The sequence below is a fragment of the Burkholderia sp. ABCPW 11 genome (assembly GCF_001523445.1).
Classification (GTDB): domain Bacteria; phylum Pseudomonadota; class Gammaproteobacteria; order Burkholderiales; family Burkholderiaceae; genus Burkholderia.
Genome location: NZ_LOVM01000073.1, coordinates 135,950 through 154,181, shown reverse-complemented (window position 1 = coordinate 154,181; position 18,232 = coordinate 135,950). Strand labels below are relative to the sequence as shown.

General features: G+C 69.1%; 13 protein-coding genes. 9 read left to right on the top strand and 4 right to left on the bottom strand.

Annotated elements, in window-relative coordinates; genetic code table 11:
- Positions 1-9 precede the first annotated feature (9 nt).
- Both WS61_RS24610 and WS61_RS24605 read right to left on the bottom strand, forming a co-directional pair.
- Positions 10-912 (bottom strand): hypothetical protein, encoded by a 903-nt coding sequence (locus WS61_RS24610; protein ID WP_059504326.1) that lies wholly within the window; start codon positions 910-912, stop codon positions 10-12.
- Between the two features lie 155 nt (positions 913-1,067).
- Complete coding sequence (locus WS61_RS24605) at positions 1,068-2,000, bottom strand: LysR family transcriptional regulator (RefSeq protein WP_034205491.1); 933 nt, start codon at positions 1,998-2,000, stop codon at positions 1,068-1,070.
- Positions 2,001-2,206: 206 nt separating this feature from the next.
- On the opposite strand from WS61_RS24605, the gene WS61_RS24600 reads away from it, so the two are divergent.
- From WS61_RS24600 to pdeR, 4 genes are all read left to right on the top strand, one after another.
- Complete coding sequence (locus tag WS61_RS24600) at positions 2,207-2,980, top strand: putative hydro-lyase (RefSeq protein WP_059504324.1); 774 nt, start codon at positions 2,207-2,209, stop codon at positions 2,978-2,980.
- A gap of 84 nt (positions 2,981-3,064) precedes the next feature.
- The gene (locus tag WS61_RS24595) at positions 3,065-4,363 is read left to right on the top strand and encodes an MFS transporter (protein ID WP_059504322.1); all 1,299 of its coding nucleotides are present in this window, start codon (positions 3,065-3,067) and stop codon (positions 4,361-4,363) included.
- 125 nt (positions 4,364-4,488) lie between these two features.
- Entirely contained in the window at positions 4,489-8,127 is a 3,639-nt protein-coding gene (locus WS61_RS24590) for a hydantoinase B/oxoprolinase family protein (protein WP_059504321.1), read from the top strand.
- Between the two features lie 572 nt (positions 8,128-8,699).
- Positions 8,700-10,703 carry a cyclic di-GMP phosphodiesterase gene (pdeR, locus tag WS61_RS24585; protein ID WP_059504319.1) on the top strand — a complete coding sequence of 668 codons (2,004 nt, stop codon included), beginning with the start codon at positions 8,700-8,702 and terminating at the stop codon, positions 10,701-10,703.
- A gap of 49 nt (positions 10,704-10,752) precedes the next feature.
- On the opposite strand, the gene WS61_RS24580 is transcribed toward pdeR, so the two are convergent.
- Positions 10,753-11,616 (bottom strand): crotonase/enoyl-CoA hydratase family protein, encoded by an 864-nt coding sequence (locus WS61_RS24580; protein WP_059504317.1) that lies wholly within the window; start codon positions 11,614-11,616, stop codon positions 10,753-10,755.
- 422 nt (positions 11,617-12,038) lie between these two features.
- Here WS61_RS24580 and WS61_RS24575 point away from each other — a divergent pair, with 422 nt between their 5' ends.
- From WS61_RS24575 to WS61_RS35305, 4 genes are all read left to right on the top strand, one after another.
- Positions 12,039-13,040 (top strand): OmpA family protein, encoded by a 1,002-nt coding sequence (locus WS61_RS24575; RefSeq protein WP_059504315.1) that lies wholly within the window; start codon positions 12,039-12,041, stop codon positions 13,038-13,040.
- 63 nt (positions 13,041-13,103) lie between these two features.
- On the top strand, positions 13,104-13,535 hold the full coding sequence (locus WS61_RS24570) for a DUF3617 family protein (protein ID WP_059504313.1): 432 nt from the start codon (positions 13,104-13,106) through the stop codon (positions 13,533-13,535).
- 180 nt (positions 13,536-13,715) lie between these two features.
- The gene (locus tag WS61_RS24565) at positions 13,716-15,623 is read left to right on the top strand and encodes a DUF3857 and transglutaminase domain-containing protein (protein ID WP_059504311.1); all 1,908 of its coding nucleotides are present in this window, start codon (positions 13,716-13,718) and stop codon (positions 15,621-15,623) included.
- Positions 15,624-15,691: 68 nt separating this feature from the next.
- Complete coding sequence (locus WS61_RS35305; protein WP_179949402.1) at positions 15,692-15,856, top strand: hypothetical protein; 165 nt, start codon at positions 15,692-15,694, stop codon at positions 15,854-15,856.
- A 43-nt stretch (positions 15,857-15,899) separates the two neighbouring features.
- Here the strand turns inward: WS61_RS35305 and WS61_RS24560 are convergent, their stop codons facing one another.
- Positions 15,900-16,949, bottom strand: a complete 1,050-nt coding sequence (locus WS61_RS24560) for an AraC family transcriptional regulator (RefSeq protein WP_059504310.1) — start codon at positions 16,947-16,949, stop codon at positions 15,900-15,902.
- 70 nt (positions 16,950-17,019) lie between these two features.
- Here WS61_RS24560 and WS61_RS24555 point away from each other — a divergent pair, with 70 nt between their 5' ends.
- Positions 17,020-18,222: an MFS transporter gene (locus WS61_RS24555; protein ID WP_059504308.1), complete on the top strand. Its 1,203-nt coding sequence runs from the start codon at positions 17,020-17,022 to the stop codon at positions 18,220-18,222.
- Positions 18,223-18,232 lie beyond the last annotated feature (10 nt).

Sequence of the window (18,232 nt, the reverse complement as noted above, 5' to 3'; positions counted from 1 at the left end):
GGTGCCGGGTCAGGCGGCCGCCCCGGCTTTTCCCGGGCCGCCCGGCTTGCCCGCCGCGCGCTCCCAGATCGGGAAGGTCGCGTTCTGGATCGACGTCTGCGCATCGATGACCTTGCGGTGGTCGATGCCGGGCAGGTCGAGCAGCCGGTCGACGGCCGCCTTCGCGCCCTGGGCGTCCTGCGGAAAGCCGCACGCGAACTGCTTGTTCGTATCGAACAGGATCCACCAGACGTCCGACACGAACGGCCCATGATCGCTGGTTTCGATCAGGATCGCGCCGAGGTCGGACAGCGCGATGCCGCGTGTCGTCCCGGTCTGGTCGGTCGACGCGATGCGCGTATCGGTGGCGGTCACGGTCCAGCCGCTTTGCCGGGTAGACGGGCGGGGCGAGGACGGCGCGGCATTCGGTCCGGCCGGGCTGCCGGCGGCTGCGTTTGTCCCAGCGCCTGCGCCGGTCGGCACGCCCCCGCCCGCGGCACCGACCGCAACGCTTGGCGCACTGCCATCCTGCCGTGCGCGCCCGTCGATCCACGGCAACGCGGCGGCGCCCGCCATCGCCGCAATCCATAAGTAGTACCCGGCCCCGAACGTGCGGATCGTTTCGTAGTTCGCGTCGGTCGGGATCGTATGCCACCCGGCCGCAAAGGCCACGACCACGGCCAGCAGCGCCGACACGGTACGGCTCGGCCTGAGCAGCGCGACGACGAGCAGCGGGTTGCCGAGCCAGGCGAATTGCAGGTCGAGGATCGCGAGCCCGCCGAGCGCGAGCACCGTATAGCCATGCAACCAGCTCACCGCGCCGGCCGCATTCGGCGGTTCGGCCGCGACGGGCAGCAGCAGCGACGCGGCATACAGCGCGACGATCACGACGCGCGCGAGGTTCAGGCGGGGCGAGGCGGAGCGAATCTGCATGTTGCCTTCCTGTCGTGCACGGTCATGCGAGGCGACGAATGCCGGACGGCCCGGCCTTCATTCACGATGCGCGGCGCCGACGTGGCGGCGCGCCGAACGCGATTGTGGGCGATTCGCGCGGCGATGTCGAACGCGCGTCGTCCACCGCTGCAAAGTCAAAGCGCTTCGACCAGCAACCGCGTGCTCTTCTCGCAATACTCGTGACAGGCCGCGCGCGCGGCGATCGACGCGCCATGCACGAACCGCGGCGCGTCCGCCCGCCGCGACATCGACACGACGATCGACGGCGGCGACGGCTGCAGCGGCAGCTCGACGACTTCGCCGCTCGCGATCAGCGCATCGACGAACAGTACCGGAATCGCGGCGACGCCGAAGCCGTCGCGCACCAGTTGCACGATCACCGAGATCGACGGCGATCCGGTGATGCGCGTCTCCGACAGCGGCACGCCGTGCGCATGCGCGAGCGTGCGGACGATGTCTTCCAGCGCACGATGGGGCGCGGTGCCGCGCCCGTAGGTGAGGATCGGCTGGCGCAGCACCTGCCGCGCGAGGCCTGTGCGCAGGTTCGGCAGCAGCCCCGCGCGCGCGATCCAGCGCACCGGGTAGTTCGCGAGCGCGTCGCATACGACCGACGCCTCGTCGCTGCCTTCCACGCGGATGATCAGGTCGAGCTCGCCGGCCATCAGCCGGCGTTGCAGCACGACGCTGACGTCGACGGTCAGATCGATCTCGAGCTGCGGATAGTCGGCCGCGAGCCGCCGCATATAGTGCGGCAGCCAGCTGTGCACGACCGTCTCGATCACGCCGAGCCGCAGCTTGCCGCGCAGCGCGCGCTCGCCGGACGCGGCGGCCTGCAGTTCCTGCGTCGCTTCGACCACGGCTTTCGCATAGCCGAGCAGGTATTCACCGTTCGGCGTGAGCCGGAACGCGCGGCTGTCGCGATCGACGAGTACCGTATGCAGTTCGTCCTCGAGCGCTTTCAGGCGCTGCGAGATCGCGGCCGGCGTCGCATGCAGCGCGGCCGCGGTCGTGCGGAAGTTGCGCAGCTTCGCGAGCGTGACGAAGGTTTCGAGAAAACGCGTGTTCATGGCGGTCGGGCGAGCAGTGGATGCGCAGCTTGCCGGCGACGAAAAATGAACGGGACCGGGGAAAACCCGCGGATCCGTTAAGAAATTCTATACAACGGACGCAAAAAAACTCGTTGGCGACAAATTTTTTTCTTTTCTATTCTTCGCCGTATCCGATGACACGCCACCGTCATCGCCATGCCATCCCGATTCTGCGACCGACCATCATGACGCCTTCCGAATTCCGCCAGTCCGTGCGCCGCGGCGCGTTCCGCGGCCCGACCGCCGGCCATTGCGGCCCGTTTGCCCAGGCGAACCTGGCGATCCTGCCCGACGCGTACGCGCACGATTTCCTGCGCTTCTGCCAGGCCAACCCGAAGGCCTGCCCGCTGCTGGGCGTTGGCGAACCGGGCGCGTTCCGGATCGACGCGCTCGGCGAGGATCTCGACATCCGCACCGACGTGCCGAGCTACAACGTCTACCGCGACGGCCGTCTGACCGGGCGGGTCGAATCGCTGGAAGCGCTGTGGCGCGACGATTTCGTCGTATTTGCGATCGGCTGCTCGTTTTCGTTCGAGGACATGCTCGCCCGCGAAGGGATCGGGCTGCGCCACGTCGAGGAAGGGCGCAACGTGCCGATGTACCGCACGTCGATCGCGAACCGCCGCGCGGGAATCTTCGGCGGCCAACTGGTCGTGTCGATGCGGCCGCTGCGCGGCGCCGACGCGATCCGCGCGGTGCAGATCACGAGCCGGTTCCCGGGCGTGCATGGCGCACCGATCCATATCGGTCATCCGCGGGAACTGGGCATCGAGGATTTGAACGCGCCCGAATTCGGCGACGCGGTGACGATCCGCGACGGCGAACTGCCGGTGTTCTGGGCGTGCGGCGTGACGCCGCAAACCGCGCTGATGGACGCGAAGCTGCCGATCGCGATCGCGCATACGCCCGGCCACATGCTGATGACCGACATCACGAACGCGTCGCTGGCCGTGTTTTGACCGGCCGCACACCCCTTACGCCACGTACCCGCGACATACCACACCACACGCCATTCGACGGCGCATCACGACAGGAGCACCACCATGGAAAGCAAGACCCTCGCGGCGCCCGCCGCCGAGCCCGCGAGCCGCGCGCGCAGCGGCCTGTTCTCGTGGTACGCGGATGCGCAGCCGCGCGAACGCCGCGCGTTCTGGAGCTGCAAGGTCGGCTACATGCTCGACGGAATGGACACGCAGATGCTGTCGTTCGTGATCCCGACGCTCGTCGCGACCTGGGGCATCTCGCTCGCCGACGCAGGCTTCATCGGCACGATCACGCTGCTCGCGTCGGCGCTCGGCGGCTGGATCGCCGGCATCCTGTCCGACCGGATCGGCCGTGTGCGCACGCTGCAGCTCACGGTGCTGTGGTTCGCGGTGTTCACCGCGCTGTGCGGGCTCGCGCAGAACTACCCGCAACTGGTCGCGGCGCGCGCGCTGATGGGCTTCGGCTTCGGCGGCGAATGGACGGCCGGCGCGGTGCTGATCGGCGAGGTGATTCGCGCGCGCGACCGCGGCAGGGCGGTCGGCCTCGTGCAGTCGGGCTGGGCGATCGGCTGGGGGCTGTGCGCGCTGCTGTATGCGCTGCTGTTTTCGGTGCTGCCGGCCGAGCAGGCGTGGCGCGCGCTGTTCCTCGTCGGGCTCGCGCCCGCGCTGCTGGTCGTCGCGATCCGCCGTTACGTGAAGGAGCCGGACGTCTACGAGAAGGAGAAGGCCGCGCAGGCGAAAGTGGCCGACGCACCGCGCCTCACCGAGATCTTCGCGCCGAAGCTGATCACGACGACGCTGCGCGCGGCGCTCCTGACGACCGGCGCGCAGGGCGGTTACTACGCGATCACGACGTGGCTGCCGACCTTCCTGAAGACCGAGCGGCACCTCACGGTGATGGGCACCGGCGGCTATCTCGCGATGATCATTCTCGGCTCGTGGGTCGGCTACCTGACGAGCGCGTACCTGACCGACCGCCTCGGCCGCAAGCCGAACTTCATCCTGTTCGCGGTCGGCTCGATGGTGATCGCGTTCTCGTACACGTCGCTGAACCTGACCAATGCTTCGATGCTGTGGCTCGGCTTCCCGCTCGGCTTCTTCGCGTCGGGCATCTTCTCGGGGATGGGTGCGTTCCTCACCGAGCTGTTCCCGACCCGCGTGCGCGGGTCCGGCCAGGGCTTCTGCTACAACGTGGGCCGTGCGATCGGTGCACTGTTCCCGTTCCTGATCGGCGCGCTGTCGAAGCAATACGGGCTCGGCACGAGCATCGGCATCTTCGCGGTCGCCGCGTACGGCGTGGTGATCGTCGCCGCGCTGACGCTGCCCGAGACCCGCGGCCGCGAACTCGACGCCGCGTAAGCGGCAGCGGCCCGCGCGCCGCTTTCTCCCTTTTCCCCTTTTTTACCGGTACCGCCACGCGGCGCGCGACGCGCGCCGTGCGGCGGCGCTCGCCCCTCGATTCAACGACGCATCGACCCGACATCATGACCGACCGACACCTTTCTCCCGTTTCCTCCGACGCCGCGCGCTGGCAATTCTGGATCGACCGCGGCGGCACGTTCACCGACATCGTCGCGCGGCGGCCCGACGGCACGCTCGTCACGCACAAGCTGCTGTCGGAGAACCCCGAGCAGTACCGCGACGCGGCCGTGGCCGGCATCCGTCACTTGCTCGGCCTCGCGGCCGGCGAGCCGATCACGCCCGAGCGGGTCGACATGGTGAAGATGGGGACGACGGTCGCGACCAACGCGCTGCTCGAACGCAAGGGCGAACGCACCGCGCTCGCGACGACGCGCGGCTTTCGCGACGTGCTGCGCATCGCGTACCAGAACCGGCCGCGCCTGTTCGATCTCGACATCGTGCTGCCCGACGCGCTGTACGAGACGGTCGTCGAGATCGACGAGCGCGTCGGCGCGCATGGCGACGTGGTCGTGTCGCTCGATGTTCAGGGTGCCGAAGCATCGTTGCGCCGCGTGTTCGACGGCGGCGTGCGCGCCCTCGCGATCGTGCTGATCCACGGCTACCGCTACACCGCGCACGAACGGATGCTGGCCGAACTCGCGCGCCGCATCGGCTTCACGCAGGTGTCGGTGTCGCACGAGGTGTCGCCGCTGATGAAGATGGTGTCGCGCGGCGACACGACCGTGGTCGACGCGTACCTGTCGCCGATCCTGCGCCGCTACGTCGAACAGGTCGCGCACGAGATGCCGGGCGTGAACCTGCAGTTCATGCAGAGCAGCGGCGGGCTGACACGCGCCGATGCGTTCCAGGGCAAGGACGCGATCCTGTCCGGCCCGGCCGGCGGCATCGTCGGGATGGTGCGCGCGGCGCGCGCGGCCGGCTTCGAGCGCGTGATCGGCTTCGACATGGGCGGCACGTCGACCGACGTGTCGCACTACAACGGCGAATTCGAGCGCGTGTTCGAGACGCAGGTGGCCGGCGTGCGGATGCGCGCACCGATGATGAGCATCCATACGGTCGCCGCGGGCGGCGGCTCGGTGCTCGGCTTCGACGGTGCGCGGCTGCGCGTGGGGCCCGAATCTGCCGGCGCGAATCCGGGGCCGGCCGCGTACCGGCGCGGCGGCCCGCTGACGGTGACCGACTGCAACGTGATGCTCGGCAAGATCCAGCCCGACCATTTTCCGCGGGTGTTCGGCCCGCATGCGGACCAGCCGCTCGACCGCGACGGCGTGGTCGCGAAGTTCGCGGCGCTCGCCGACGAGATTCACGCGGCGACCGGGCGGCGCGAGACACCCGAGGCGCTTGCCGAAGGTTTCCTGGAGATCGCGATCGGCAGCATGGCGAACGCGATCAAGAAGATTTCCGTGCAGCGCGGCCACGACGTGTCGCGCTACGTGCTGACGACGTTCGGCGGCGCGGGCGGCCAGCACGCGTGCGGCGTGGCCGATGCGCTCGGGATGACGCAGGTGTTCGCGCATCCGCTCGCGGGCGTGCTGTCCGCGTACGGGATGGGGCTGGCCGACCAGACTGCGATGCGCGAGCGTGCGGTCGAGGCCGTGCTGACCGACGCGTCGCTGCCGGCGCTGAACGCGGCGCTCGACCGGCTGGCCGACGAGGCCATCGGCGCGCTGCTCGAACAGGGCGTGCCGCCGCAGCGGATCGCGACCGAGCGGCGCGTGCATCTGCGCTACCAGGGCACCGATTCGGCGCTCGACGTACCGGCCGGCAGCGTCGCCGCGATGCAGCAGGCGTTCGAGGCCGCGTACCGGCAGCGCTACGCGTTCCTGATGCCGGGCACGCCGCTCGTCGCCGAGCTCGCGTCGGTCGAGGCGATCGGCCGCTCGGACGCGCCGGTCGACCTCGCGCCGCTCGCGCCGCGCGCGGAAGACGCGGCGCCTCGAGCGCACACGGCCGTGCGCTTTTATTCCGGCGGCCGGTGGCACGACGCGGCGCTGGTCGTGCGCGACACGCTGCGCGCCGGCGATGCGATCGACGGCCCGGCGATCGTCGCGGAGCAGAACGGCACGACCGTCGTCGAGCCCGGCTGGCGCGCCGCGATGACCGCCCAGGGCAACCTCGTGCTGACGCGCACGACGCCGCTGCCGACGCGCCGCTCGCTCGGCACCGACGCCGATCCGGTGCGGCTCGAGATCTTCAACAATCTGTTCATGTCGATCGCCGAGCAGATGGGGCTGCGGCTGCAGAACACCGCGTACTCGGTGAACATCAAGGAGCGGCTCGACTTCTCGTGCGCGATCTTCGACGGCGACGGCAACCTGATCGCGAACGCGCCGCACATGCCCGTGCACCTCGGCTCGATGGGCGAAAGCATCCGCACGGTGATCGAGCGCAACCGCGGCCGCATGCGCGACGGCGACGTGTTCATGCTGAACGACCCGTACCACGGCGGCACGCACCTGCCGGACGTGACGGTCATCACGCCGGTGTTCGCGGACGGCTCGGACGCGCCGCTGTTCTACGTCGGCTCGCGCGGCCACCACGCGGACATCGGCGGCACGACGCCGGGCTCGATGCCGCCCGATTCGACCCATATCGACGAGGAAGGCGTGCTGATCGACAACTGGCAGCTCGTGTCGGCCGGCGTGCTGCGCGACGCCGAGACGCGCGCGTTGCTGGCGTCGGGCCGCTACCCGGCGCGCAACGTCGAGCAGAACATGGCCGACCTGCGGGCCCAGGTCGCCGCGAACCGGAAGGGCGTCGACGAATTGCGCCGGATGGTCGCGCAGTTCGGCCGCGACGTCGTGCTCGCGTTCATGGGGCACGTGCAGGACAACGCGGAAGAAGCGGTGCGGCGCGTGATCGGCGCGCTGCAGGACGGCGCATACCGGTACCCGCTCGACAACGGTGCGGAGATTCGCGTCGCGATTCGCGTCGACCGCGCGGCGCGGTGCGCGGAGATCGACTTCACCGGCACGTCCGCGCAGCTCGACAACAACTTCAACGCGCCGAAGGCCGTCTGCATGGCCGCGGTGCTGTACGTGTTCCGCACGCTGGTCGGCGACGACATCCCGCTGAACGCCGGCTGCCTGAAGCCGCTGACCGTGATCGTGCCGGCCCGCTCGATGCTGAACCCCGAATACCCGGCGGCCGTCGTGTCGGGCAACGTCGAGACGTCGTCGGCGATCACCAACGCGCTGTACGGCGCGCTCGGCTGCGTCGCGTCGAGCCAGGGAACGATGAACAACTTCACATTCGGCAACGATTGGTACCAGTACTACGAGACGATCGCGGGCGGCAGCGGCGCGGGCGACGGCTTCGCGGGCGTCGCCGCGGTGCAGACGCACATGACGAACTCGCGGCTCACCGATCCGGAGGTGCTCGAATGGCGCTATCCGGTGCGGCTCGATTCGCACCGGATCCGCGCCGGCTCGGGCGGCGCCGGGCGCTGGCGCGGCGGCGACGGCGCGGTGCGGCGGATCCGCTTCCTCGAGCCGATGACCGCGTCGATCCTGTCGAACAACCGGATCCACGCGCCGTTCGGCGCGGCGGGCGGCGAAGCCGGTGCGCTCGGCCGCAACACGATCGAGCGGGCGGACGGCACGGTCGAGGCGCTCGACCACATCGGCCGCGCGCAGATGGCGCCGGGCGACGTGTTCGTCGTCGAAACGCCGGGCGGCGGCGGCTACGGCGCGCCGGAATGAGCGGCGCACCCGGCGCGGGCACTCCGCGCCGGGTGCGCGGGCGGGTGAAGAATATTGCAAAGAACTGTGGAATAAAGCGGCGCATTCACGCGCGAGCGGAATCAAAATGGCGGCAACACGGATCGCGGCATGCGATTCGACCCCTGCCGCCACGGTCTCCCCAAAGATCTGGCCCCGTCACCGCGGATCGACCTCAAACGCCCGTCCGGCGCGGGTTCCGGCCCGGCAATCCACCCTCGACGCGCGGCGCGTCGCCCACCCGTTCTCAAGCGGCCGATCATGAAAAATCCGGCTTGCCAATCGAGTCCCGGTTCCTTGACACTTTTCTCTAAATGTGAGTGCCAATCTTCATCGTCATTTGATAAGATGGCTCTCATCATTCGTAAGGCAGAACCTGCGCGCATCACGCGCGAACGCCGGCCGCATCAGCTGCAAACAAGTACGGGACGAGGCCCGCTGTCACGGCGATCACGGCTGCCCTGCCGGGCATGCGCGCTGCGCGTGCCCGGGAAGGCGGTCGGCCCACTCGCCTCCGTCTACACTGTGCGTTTTTTTTGGATCGGGGCGTGTCCATGGATGACGAAAACGATAGCGCGGTGCTCGAGGCGCATGTCGGTACGCGCAGCCCCTGCTGGCGTCTCGGCAGCGACAGCAACGCGCTCGAGCTGGCCGCGGTCCGCGGCCTGACCAACGTCGCGATCGCGCTGACGGCCGAACAGGCCGCGCGCATCCGCGCGCTGACCGGCGTCACGTCGCACCTCGTGCTGGACATCGTGCTGTTCGGCAACCCGGTCAGCCTCCATCTCGTCGGCAGGAAGGTCAATACGGTCGACTGGGCCGGCACGGCGTCCGCCTATTCCGATACCGAGTCCGTCGCCGGCGACCTGTCGCACGGGCTCGCGTTCGCCGAGCAGGTCGTGTCCGAAGTGAATTCGCTCGTCGTGATCCTCGACCGCAACGGGATGGTGCAGCGCTTCAACCGTTTGTGCGAGGAAGTGACGGGCAAGCGCGAGGTCGACGTGATCGGCCGCAGCGCGTTCGAGCTGTTCATGAGCCCCGAACAGGGCGCGCAGTCGCGCAGCAACATCACGGGCTTCTTCGCGAGCAACCAGTCGTTCGCGGTCGAGCGCTACATCAACACGGTCAACGGGCCGCGCCTGTTCCAGTTCCGCAACAAGTTCGTGCGGAGCGGCAGCGGCGTGGACGAACAGTTCCTGATCTGCTCGGGCATCGACATCACCGAGGAGCGCAACGCGCAGCAGCGGCTCTCCGAGCTCGCGAACACCGACGTGCTCACCGGGCTGCCGAACCGCCATGCGATCAGCGAGCGCATCCGGACGGCAATCGCCGAGGAGAGCGAGCTGACGCGCGGCCAGGTCGGCATCCTGTTTCTCGATCTCGACAACTTCAAGCGCGTCAACGATCACTACGGCCACATCACCGGCGACCGCCTGTTGCAGGACGTATCGGCGATCATCAGCGGCTGCCTGCCGTCCGGTGCGACGCTCGCGCGGCTCGGCGGCGACGAATTCCTCGTACTGTTCGAACACGGCACGCGCCCGCTGCTCGAAGCGACCGCGCAGATCATTCTCGAGCGGCTGCGCACGCCGATCCATCTCGGGCTGATGGAGGTCTACACGAGCTGCTCGATCGGTATCGCGATGTATCCGCAGCACGGCGATTCGCTCGAGACGCTGATCCGCAGCGCCGACACCGCGATGTACGTCGCGAAGGAAGCGGGCAAGCATACGTATCGCGTGTTCTCGCTGGAGATGAACCAGAAGGTCGCGAAGTACATGTGGCTCGACACGAACCTGCGCAAGGCGCTCGAGGAAGAGCAGTTCGTGCTCCATTACCAGCCGGTCGTCGATATCGCGACGGGCGACGTGCACGGCGTCGAGGCGCTGATCCGCTGGCAGTCGCCCGATCGCGGGCTCGTCGCGCCGGTCGAGTTCATCCGTTTCGCGGAAGAGTCGGGGCTGATCGCGCCGCTCGGGCGCTGGGTGATGCGTACCGCGGCCGCGCAGGCCGCCGCATGGAAGGCGAAGGGGCTCGGCGTCCGGATCGCGGTGAACGTGTCCGCGCGGCAGTTGCAGGACATGAACATCGTCCACCAGTTCGCGTCGATTCTCGACGCCGCGGGGCTGAAACCGGGCCTGCTCGACATCGAGCTGACCGAAAGCTGCTTCATCGAGGACGAGGAGGCGGCCATCGGGCTGATGCGGCAGTTCCGCCAACTGGGCGCGGAGATCCATCTCGACGATTTCGGCACCGGCTATTCGTCGCTGTCGCAGTTGTCGCGCCTGCCGCTCGACGTGATCAAGCTCGACCGCACCTTCATCACGGCCATCGACCGCAATCCGCGCTCGCAGGCGCTGGTGCGCTCGGTCGTGTCGCTCGCGAAGGCGCTGAATTTCGCGGTGGTCGCCGAAGGCGTCGAAACGCATGCGGAAGCCGAATTCCTCAAGCAGCTCGACGTCGATCACGCGCAGGGCTACTACTACGCGCGGCCGATGCCGGCGCAGGCGTTCGAGGGGTGGCTCGCGGAGACGAGAAAGCTCAGGCTGATCGCCTGAGCGTCGTTCCGGAAACGGGCGCCGCCGGCTGCCGGCGGCGCCCGTCGCATTACACCGTGCGCAGTTTCGACACGCGCCGGTTCTGCAGCATCACCAGGCGTTCCATGTACGCGAGGTCCTTCGGCTCGATCGTGAACGCCGCATGCACCCACGCTTCCGTGATGTCCATCAGCTCCGAGCGCGACAACTGGAACACGCGTTCGCGGGCGCGCAGCATCGCACGGATGCCGTTCAGCTTGGGCTTCGTCACGTCGATGAAGGTGCGCGTCGCGAGGTACGCGTCACCGGCGTCGAACGTCTCGTCGATCAGGCCGCGATCTTCGTACCACTCGGCCGCGTGCGCTTCGCCGGTCGCGATCAACGATTCCGCGAGACCGCGGTTCGCCTTGCGCGCGACCAGCGAATAGCCGCCCATGCCCGGGAACAGGTTGAACGCGATCTCCGGGAACCCGAGTTTCACGCCCTTCTGCGCGAGCACGTAGTGATGCGCGAGCGCGGCCTCGAAGCCGCCGCCGAGCGCGCTGCCCTCGACCATCGCGATCGAGATCGCGCCGGTGCCGAAGCCCGTGTAGATCTCGTACACGCCGTCGATGCACGAGCGCGCGTAGGCCATCAGCTGGTCGCGCCGGCCGCTGCGGATCGCGTCGACGAAGAAGCTCAGGTCGCCGCCGACGTTGAACAGCTCGGGGACGAGCGAGCCCGTCACCCAGAAGTCGAACTTGAGGCCCGAGTCGCGGGCGACGCGCGCGAGATGAATGATGTCGGTGACGAGTTGTTGGTTGAAGCACGGCCGCGGCTCCGATCGGAGCATCATCCACATGACGTTACGGCCTTCTTCGTAGAAGGCGGTCAGTTGCGAGAGTTCACCGGCTTCGTAAAACGGGCGGCATGCCGGATGGGATTGGAGTTGCATGGTATGTCCTCGTGAGATGTGGTTTTAAAGACCGCCGCGCCAGGCGCGAGGCATCGCCATTGTTGCGCGCGCACAAATGTCGAATTGCGGGGAAAAACGCACGACCGGGACGCCGATGCGAATCGCGTTCGGGCGGGGCGGGTGACGGACGGGGTGAGGTCGATCGGAAGGCGGCGGCCGGCGGGCCGGGCGGGGGCGAGGCGCTGCCGGCGTGGGCTGGCAGCCGGTCCGGCGCGCGGTTGCCGGCGCCGTTCGCTTGCATGCCGAAAGCGTCGCCCCGGCCGCCGGGGCTGCAGGCCGGACAGTTCGGCGGCCGGCTACCGGGTCGTATCCGGCCGTCCGGACGGCGGGAAAAGTTTTGCTAAGATGCGCGGCGCATTGCCGCAATCAATCGAACTAAAAATCTTTTCCGAGAGACTCCCATGACGAATGCAGTCACGCTGTTCACCCGGTTCACGCGAGCCGGCCGCTACGCATTGCCGGCCGCCGCGCTGCTGTCGCTTTCCACGCTCGCCGGCGCCGCCGGCGACGTGCCCGGCTCGAAGGACCATCCGCTGATTTCGCGCTTTGCCGGCGCGACGATCAACGCGTATTCGCAGACCGCGTTCGACGAGGCATTCCTGCCGAACCAGCCGATCGACGACGAGAGGACCGCGAAGGGGTTGAACCTGGAAGGCAAGGTCACGCGTATCAGCTATACGATCGGCGCGGACAAGTCGACGCTCGAAGTCGAGCGCAACTACCTCGATGCGCTGCAAAAGGGCGGCTTCCAGATCCTGTTCCGTTGCACGGCGGAGCAGTGCGGCAAGAGCGGCGGCGGCGAGTTCCAGAGCGTCGTGATCAATTCCGGGCGGATGCGCAAGGCGGGCGGCGGCGAAGCGAACTTCGGCGGCAAGCACCGGACGATCCTCGCGAAGCTGCCGCGCGCAGCCGGCGATGCATACGTGTTCGTGCACGTGATGGACGATTCGGCGTCGAACAAGCGCACGGTCGTCTACGAGGAAGTGGTCGAGGTGAAGCCGATGCAGACGGGGCAAGTGAAGGTGATCGATTCCGGCGCGCTGCAAAAGGGGCTGGCCGCGACCGGCAAGGTCGCGCTGTACGGCATCTACTTCGATACCGACAAGGCGCAGGTCAAGCCCGAGTCGAAGGCGCAGCTCGACGAGATGGCGAAGCTTTTGTCGGCGAATCCGGCGCTGAAGGTCTACATCGTCGGGCATACCGACAACCAGGGGCAGCTCGCGCACAACGTCGACTTGTCGCAGAAGCGCGCGGAGGCCGTGGCGCAGGCGCTCGCGACGACGTACCGGATCGCGCCGGCACGGCTGGCCGCGAAGGGTGTCGCATCGCTGTCGCCGGTCGCCTCCAACGCCGACGACGCGGGCCGCGCGCAGAACCGTCGCGTCGAACTCGTGCAGCAGTAATTCCCGACGCCAGCCGGATGCCCGTGCGGCCGCGCGGGCATCGCTCAATCGAACACAGACATCATGAAACTGCTGACTGCCGCCGTGCTCGCCGGCTTCGCCGTCTCTTCTTTCGCGCAGACCGTATCGCCCGGGCTCTGGCATGACGACACGGCCTACACGCTGAACGGCAAGCCGCTGCCGCAGGGCACGGATCCGATGCCGGACCAATGCCTGACCGACGCGGATGCGAAGAACCTGCGCAAGACGATGACGGCGCGCCTGCAGCGCGACGACATCCGCTGCACGATCACGAACTGGGATTACGCGGGCACGACACTGAAGGTTGCGCTTTCCTGTGCGAACGAGCAGGGGCGTGGCAACGGCACCGTGACGGGGGTCGTCACGCCGACGAGCTACGACCTGAAGGGGCAATTGCGCGGGCAGCACGTGCAGGCCGGTGCGTACACGCTCGCGTGGACGTGGCGCGGCAAGCGCGTCGGCGACTGCAAGTAACGCGCCGCGCGCCGGCCTTGCGCCGCGGCTTGACGCTCGCCGGTACGTCACCCACACTGGGCCGCACGACGGCGCCGCGGCGGGTACGCGGGTGGCTTGTCATCCGCGCGTCATGCGGTACGACTTCCGCCCTCGCGCGCGACGCCGACGCCCGGCAACGAACGCGCGGAGAGCTTCGACGTGGTGCGTTTTCCTTCCCGATGGACCGGCTGCCTGTTCGCATGCGCGGTGGCGCTCGGCGCGGGTACGACCGCCGCCGAGACGCGCGGCACCGGCGATTCGCCCGATGCGGGCGATACGGCGCCCGTCACGCTCGTCAGCGACGTCCACGAATTCGTGATCCAGCACGACGGTTCGCTCGACGAGCACGACGATTCGACGCTGCGCGCGAACGACGCGAACGGCATCGACGCGGTCGCGCAGCGCTGCGTCTGGTTCGACAAGAATCTCGAGAAGGTCGAGCTGCTCGCGGCCGAGACGATCGACCGCGACGGCGTCGCGCATCCGGTCGGCGCGGACGGCATCCGCGACGTGCAGGAGCCGCGCTCGGCCGGCGCGCCGACGTTCCAGGACGGGCTGCTGCGCACCGTCGTGTTCCCCGGCGTCGAAGCCGGGTCGAGCACGCGCGTCGCGTTCCGCAAGACCCGCACGAAGCCGGTCAATCGCGGCTACTTCGGCTACTACGTCGAGCCGTCGCGCGAGCCGGTCGACCGCCAGCGGCTGATCTTCGACGTGCCGGCCGACATGCCGCTCTATGCGGATGCGCGCGGCTACGTCGCGCTGCCGCCCGTCACGGCGAACGGCCGCACGCGTTACGAATTCGACTACCGGCACGGCACGTACGATCGCATCGAGCGCGGCGCGGTCGGTTACCCGACCTACGGCGACCGGCTCGTCGTGTCGACGCTGCCCGACTACGCGGCGTTCGCCGCGCGATACCGCGACGCAGCCGTCGACCCGAGCGCGAACGATCCGGCCGTCGTGCAACTGGCGCGAGCGCTCACGGCGGATGCCGCCGATCCGCGCGACAAGGCGCGCCTGCTGTACGACTGGGTGCAGGCGAACGTGCGCTACGTCGGGTTGTTTCTCGGCGAAACGGCCGCCGCGCCGCATCGCGTGACCGACATCCTGCGCAACCGCTACGGCGATTGCAAGGATCATGTCGCGCTGTTCGGCGCGTTGCTGGCGGCGGTCGGCATTCGCAGCGAACCGGTGTTGATCAATCTCGGCGCCGTGTACACGCTGCCGTCGGTGCCCGGCTACGGCGGCGGCGCGATCAATCATGCGATCACGTGGCTGCCCGATCTCGGGCGCTACGCGGATACGACGACGGCCGGCATCGCGTTCGGCTACCTGCCGCCGATCGTGATGGATCGCCCCGCGCTGCTGGTCGATACGGGCGTGCTGTCGCGCACGCCGGCCACGCAGCCGCGCGCCCGCACCGCGCGCATCGCGATCGATGCCGCGCGGCCCGGCGCCGCGCGTTTCCAAGCGTATGTCGAGGACGACGGCTGGACGGCCGAGCTCGAACGCAACCTGTTTCGCCGCGCGTCGCGCGACCGCATCGCGCAACTCGCGAACGAGCGCCTGCGGCAAAGCGGCCTGCGCGGCCGCGTGCAACTGTCGACCGGCGACCGGCGCGCGACCGACGGGCCGTTCGACGTGACCGTTACCGGCACGCTCGATCATTTCGTATGGCCGGACGGCACGACCGCGTTGCCCGCGCTGTCGAGTCTGACGGGCGGCATCGCGACGCAGGTCGAGACCTGGCTGGCCGAGCCCGTGCGCACGCAGCCGTGGGGCTGCCTCGGCGGCACGTTCGACGAGACGGGCCAGATCGCGTTGCCGGCGGGCGTCGCCGTGACCGACCTGCCGGCCGATGCGGCCGTGCACGACCGTTTCGTCGACTTCACGTCCCATTACGTGTTCGATGCGGCCGCGCGGGTCGTGCAGGTCACGCGGCGGATGAAGGCGGATTTCGGCCGGCAGGTGTGCTCGCCGGACGAGTTTGCCGCGCTGCGCGCGTCGCTCGAGCGCATCGAGCGCGACACGCAGGCGCAGATCGTCGTGCGGGCGCAGCAGCGTTGAGCGGCGCGGGCACGGCGTTCGCTCCGGACGGGCGAATGACGCAATCGCCGACGCGCAGGAGGGACATCATGACGGAGCGGGACCGCGAGATCGCCGAACTCGCGAAGGAATTGCTGGGGCGGATCGTGCAGGGTACGGTCGCGACCGGTGCGGCAGTCGATGCGCAGCAGTGCGCGGCGCTCGCCGTGCAATGCGCGACGGCACTGATCGACCGGCTGGACGCGCTGAAGTGACGCCCGGCGGGCCGCCGCCCGCGCCGGCGCCGCGCGGCGGGCGTTACGCTTCGGCGTGCACGTCGCTGTCCGCACGCACGGCGCCCGGCGGCTTGCCGACCACGCGCTTGAACGCACGGCTGAACGCGGCGAGCGAACCGTAGCCGAGCCGGTACGCGACGGCTTCGATCGTCTCGCGGTCGCGCGCGATCCACTGCGCGGCGAGCCGCATCCGCAGCTCGGTCAGGTAACGCACGGGCGTCATCCCGGTGGCCGCGAGGAAGCGCTCGGCGAACACCGAGCGCGACACGCCCGCTTCGGTCGCGAGTTCCGCGACGCTCCAGTTGCGGCCCGGGTCGCGATGCAGCGCGACGATCGCGCGGCCGAGCTTCGGCTCGCGCAGCGCCTGCACCCAGCCCGTCGCGTCGCCGCATCCGCACTCGACCCAGCCGCGCACGATGAACGCCGCGACCACGTCCGCGAGCCGCGCGAGGATGCCCGCGAAGCCCGCGCGCGCGGTGCACGCTTCGCGCTCCATCGCATCGAGCATCGGGCGGATCTCCGGGTAGCGCGCGAGCAGCGTGCCCACGTGCATGAACTTCGGCATCGTGCCGACGAGCGGCTGCATGCCGCCGAGGTCGAGCTCCATGCACGCGCTGAAGATCAGCGCGTCGCCGGCGCCGGGTTCCGTCGTCGCGCAGGTCGCCGGCGAGACGCCGGCCGACGCCACCGACGCGACCGTATCGCAGATCTTCGCGATCTCGAAGCCGTTGATCTCGCGGCACGGCACATCCGGATCGGACACCAGCGCGTGCATGCCGCCGTGCGGCAACAGGATCGCGTCGCCGGCCTCGAGCCGCATCGTGTCGCCCGACGCGTCGCGCAGCAGCACGGGCCCGCGCACGACGAAATGGAACTGCGCGCGGCCCGGCGCATGGCCGAAGTTCAGCCCGAACGGCCGCGCGACCTGGATGCGGCGGTACTGGACGCCGCTCAGGCGCATCCCCAGCAGCAGCTCGCTGACGAGGTCGTGCACATCGGGAATCGGGGGCAGAAGGGGTTCGGGCATATCGAGATACGGACGTTCGATCAACAAGAACGGATTGTATGTCATAGACCGTCCTGCCGCTGTTCCTTACGATACGCCCTCATCAGTACTTTCCCTAACCGACACGGAACCACGCATGAATCCCGGAATCTCCTCGGCCGCCTCGACGGCGGCTCCCCGCGAACCGGCCTGGGGCGCGGTATTCGCGATGGCGCTCGGCGTGTTCGGGCTCGTCACGGCCGAATTCCTGCCGGCGAGCCTGCTCACGCCGATGGCCGAGAGCCTCGGTGTGACCGAAGGCGTGGCCGGGCAGGCCGTCACGGCCACTGCCACGGTCGCGCTCGTCACGAGCCTGCTGATCTCGGCGCTCACGCGCACGATCGACCGGCGCCGCGTGCTGCTCGTGTTCTCGGTGCTGCTCGTCGCATCGAACCTCGCCGTGGCGTTCGCGCCGAACCTTGCGATGCTGCTGTTCGGCCGCGTCGTGCTCGGCGTCGCGCTCGGCGGTTTCTGGACGATGGCGACGGCCACCGCGATGCGGCTCGTCCCGACGGCGATGGTGCCGCGCGCGCTGTCGATCATCTTCAGCGGCGTGGCGGTCGCGACCATCGCGTCCGCGCCGATGGGCAGCTATTTCGGTCACCTGATCGGCTGGCGCAACGTGTTCCTGATCGCGGCCGTGCTGGGCGGCATCGCGTTCGTGTCGCAGATGGTCACGCTGCCATCGATGCCGCCGAGCGGCACCACGCGGCTGCGCACGCTGATCGACGTGCTGCGCCGGCCGACCGTCGGCCTCGGGATGTTCGCGACGATCCTCGTGTTCACCGGGCATTTCGCGTTCTTCACGTATCTGCGGCCGTTCCTCGAACAGGTGGCGGGCGTCGGCGTGAACGGGCTGTCGGCGATCCTGCTCGGCTACGGCATCGCGAACTTCGTCGGCACGTCGCTCGCGGGCCGCGTGCTCGAACACCGGCTGCGGCCGATGCTGATCGGCATGCCCGCGCTGATGGTCGTGCTCGGCATCGCGCTCGTCGTGCTCGGCCGCGCGCCGATGATCGACGCGGTGCTCGTCGCGTTGTGGGGGATGGCATTCGGCGGCGTGCCGGTCGCGTGGTCGACGTGGGTCACGCGCACCGTGCCCGACGAGGCCGAGAGCGCGGGCGGGCTGATCGTCGCGGCGATCCAGCTCGCGATCGCGACGGGCGCAGCCGCCGGCGGCGTCGTATTCGACGCGAACGGCGCGGCGGGCGTGTTCGTCGGCGCGGCCATCGTGCTGGCGGTGGCGGTCGCGACGATCGTGACCGGCGTGCCGAAGCGGGTTGGCGTGGCCGCGTCCTGACCGGCCGGCG

Coding starts and splice junctions, on each gene's coding strand:
- pdeR (WP_059504319.1), top strand. CDS start 8,700: ATGGATGACGAAAACGATAGCGCGGTGCTCGAGGCGCATGTCGGTACG.
- WS61_RS24575 (WP_059504315.1), top strand. CDS start 12,039: ATGACGAATGCAGTCACGCTGTTCACCCGGTTCACGCGAGCCGGCCGC.
- WS61_RS24605 (WP_034205491.1), bottom strand. CDS start 2,000: ATGAACACGCGTTTTCTCGAAACCTTCGTCACGCTCGCGAAGCTGCGC.
- WS61_RS24600 (WP_059504324.1), top strand. CDS start 2,207: ATGACGCCTTCCGAATTCCGCCAGTCCGTGCGCCGCGGCGCGTTCCGC.
- WS61_RS24570 (WP_059504313.1), top strand. CDS start 13,104: ATGAAACTGCTGACTGCCGCCGTGCTCGCCGGCTTCGCCGTCTCTTCT.
- WS61_RS24580 (WP_059504317.1), bottom strand. CDS start 11,616: ATGCAACTCCAATCCCATCCGGCATGCCGCCCGTTTTACGAAGCCGGT.
- WS61_RS24560 (WP_059504310.1), bottom strand. CDS start 16,949: ATGACATACAATCCGTTCTTGTTGATCGAACGTCCGTATCTCGATATG.
- WS61_RS35305 (WP_179949402.1), top strand. CDS start 15,692: ATGACGGAGCGGGACCGCGAGATCGCCGAACTCGCGAAGGAATTGCTG.
- WS61_RS24595 (WP_059504322.1), top strand. CDS start 3,065: ATGGAAAGCAAGACCCTCGCGGCGCCCGCCGCCGAGCCCGCGAGCCGC.
- WS61_RS24555 (WP_059504308.1), top strand. CDS start 17,020: ATGAATCCCGGAATCTCCTCGGCCGCCTCGACGGCGGCTCCCCGCGAA.
- WS61_RS24610 (WP_059504326.1), bottom strand. CDS start 912: ATGCAGATTCGCTCCGCCTCGCCCCGCCTGAACCTCGCGCGCGTCGTG.
- WS61_RS24590 (WP_059504321.1), top strand. CDS start 4,489: ATGACCGACCGACACCTTTCTCCCGTTTCCTCCGACGCCGCGCGCTGG.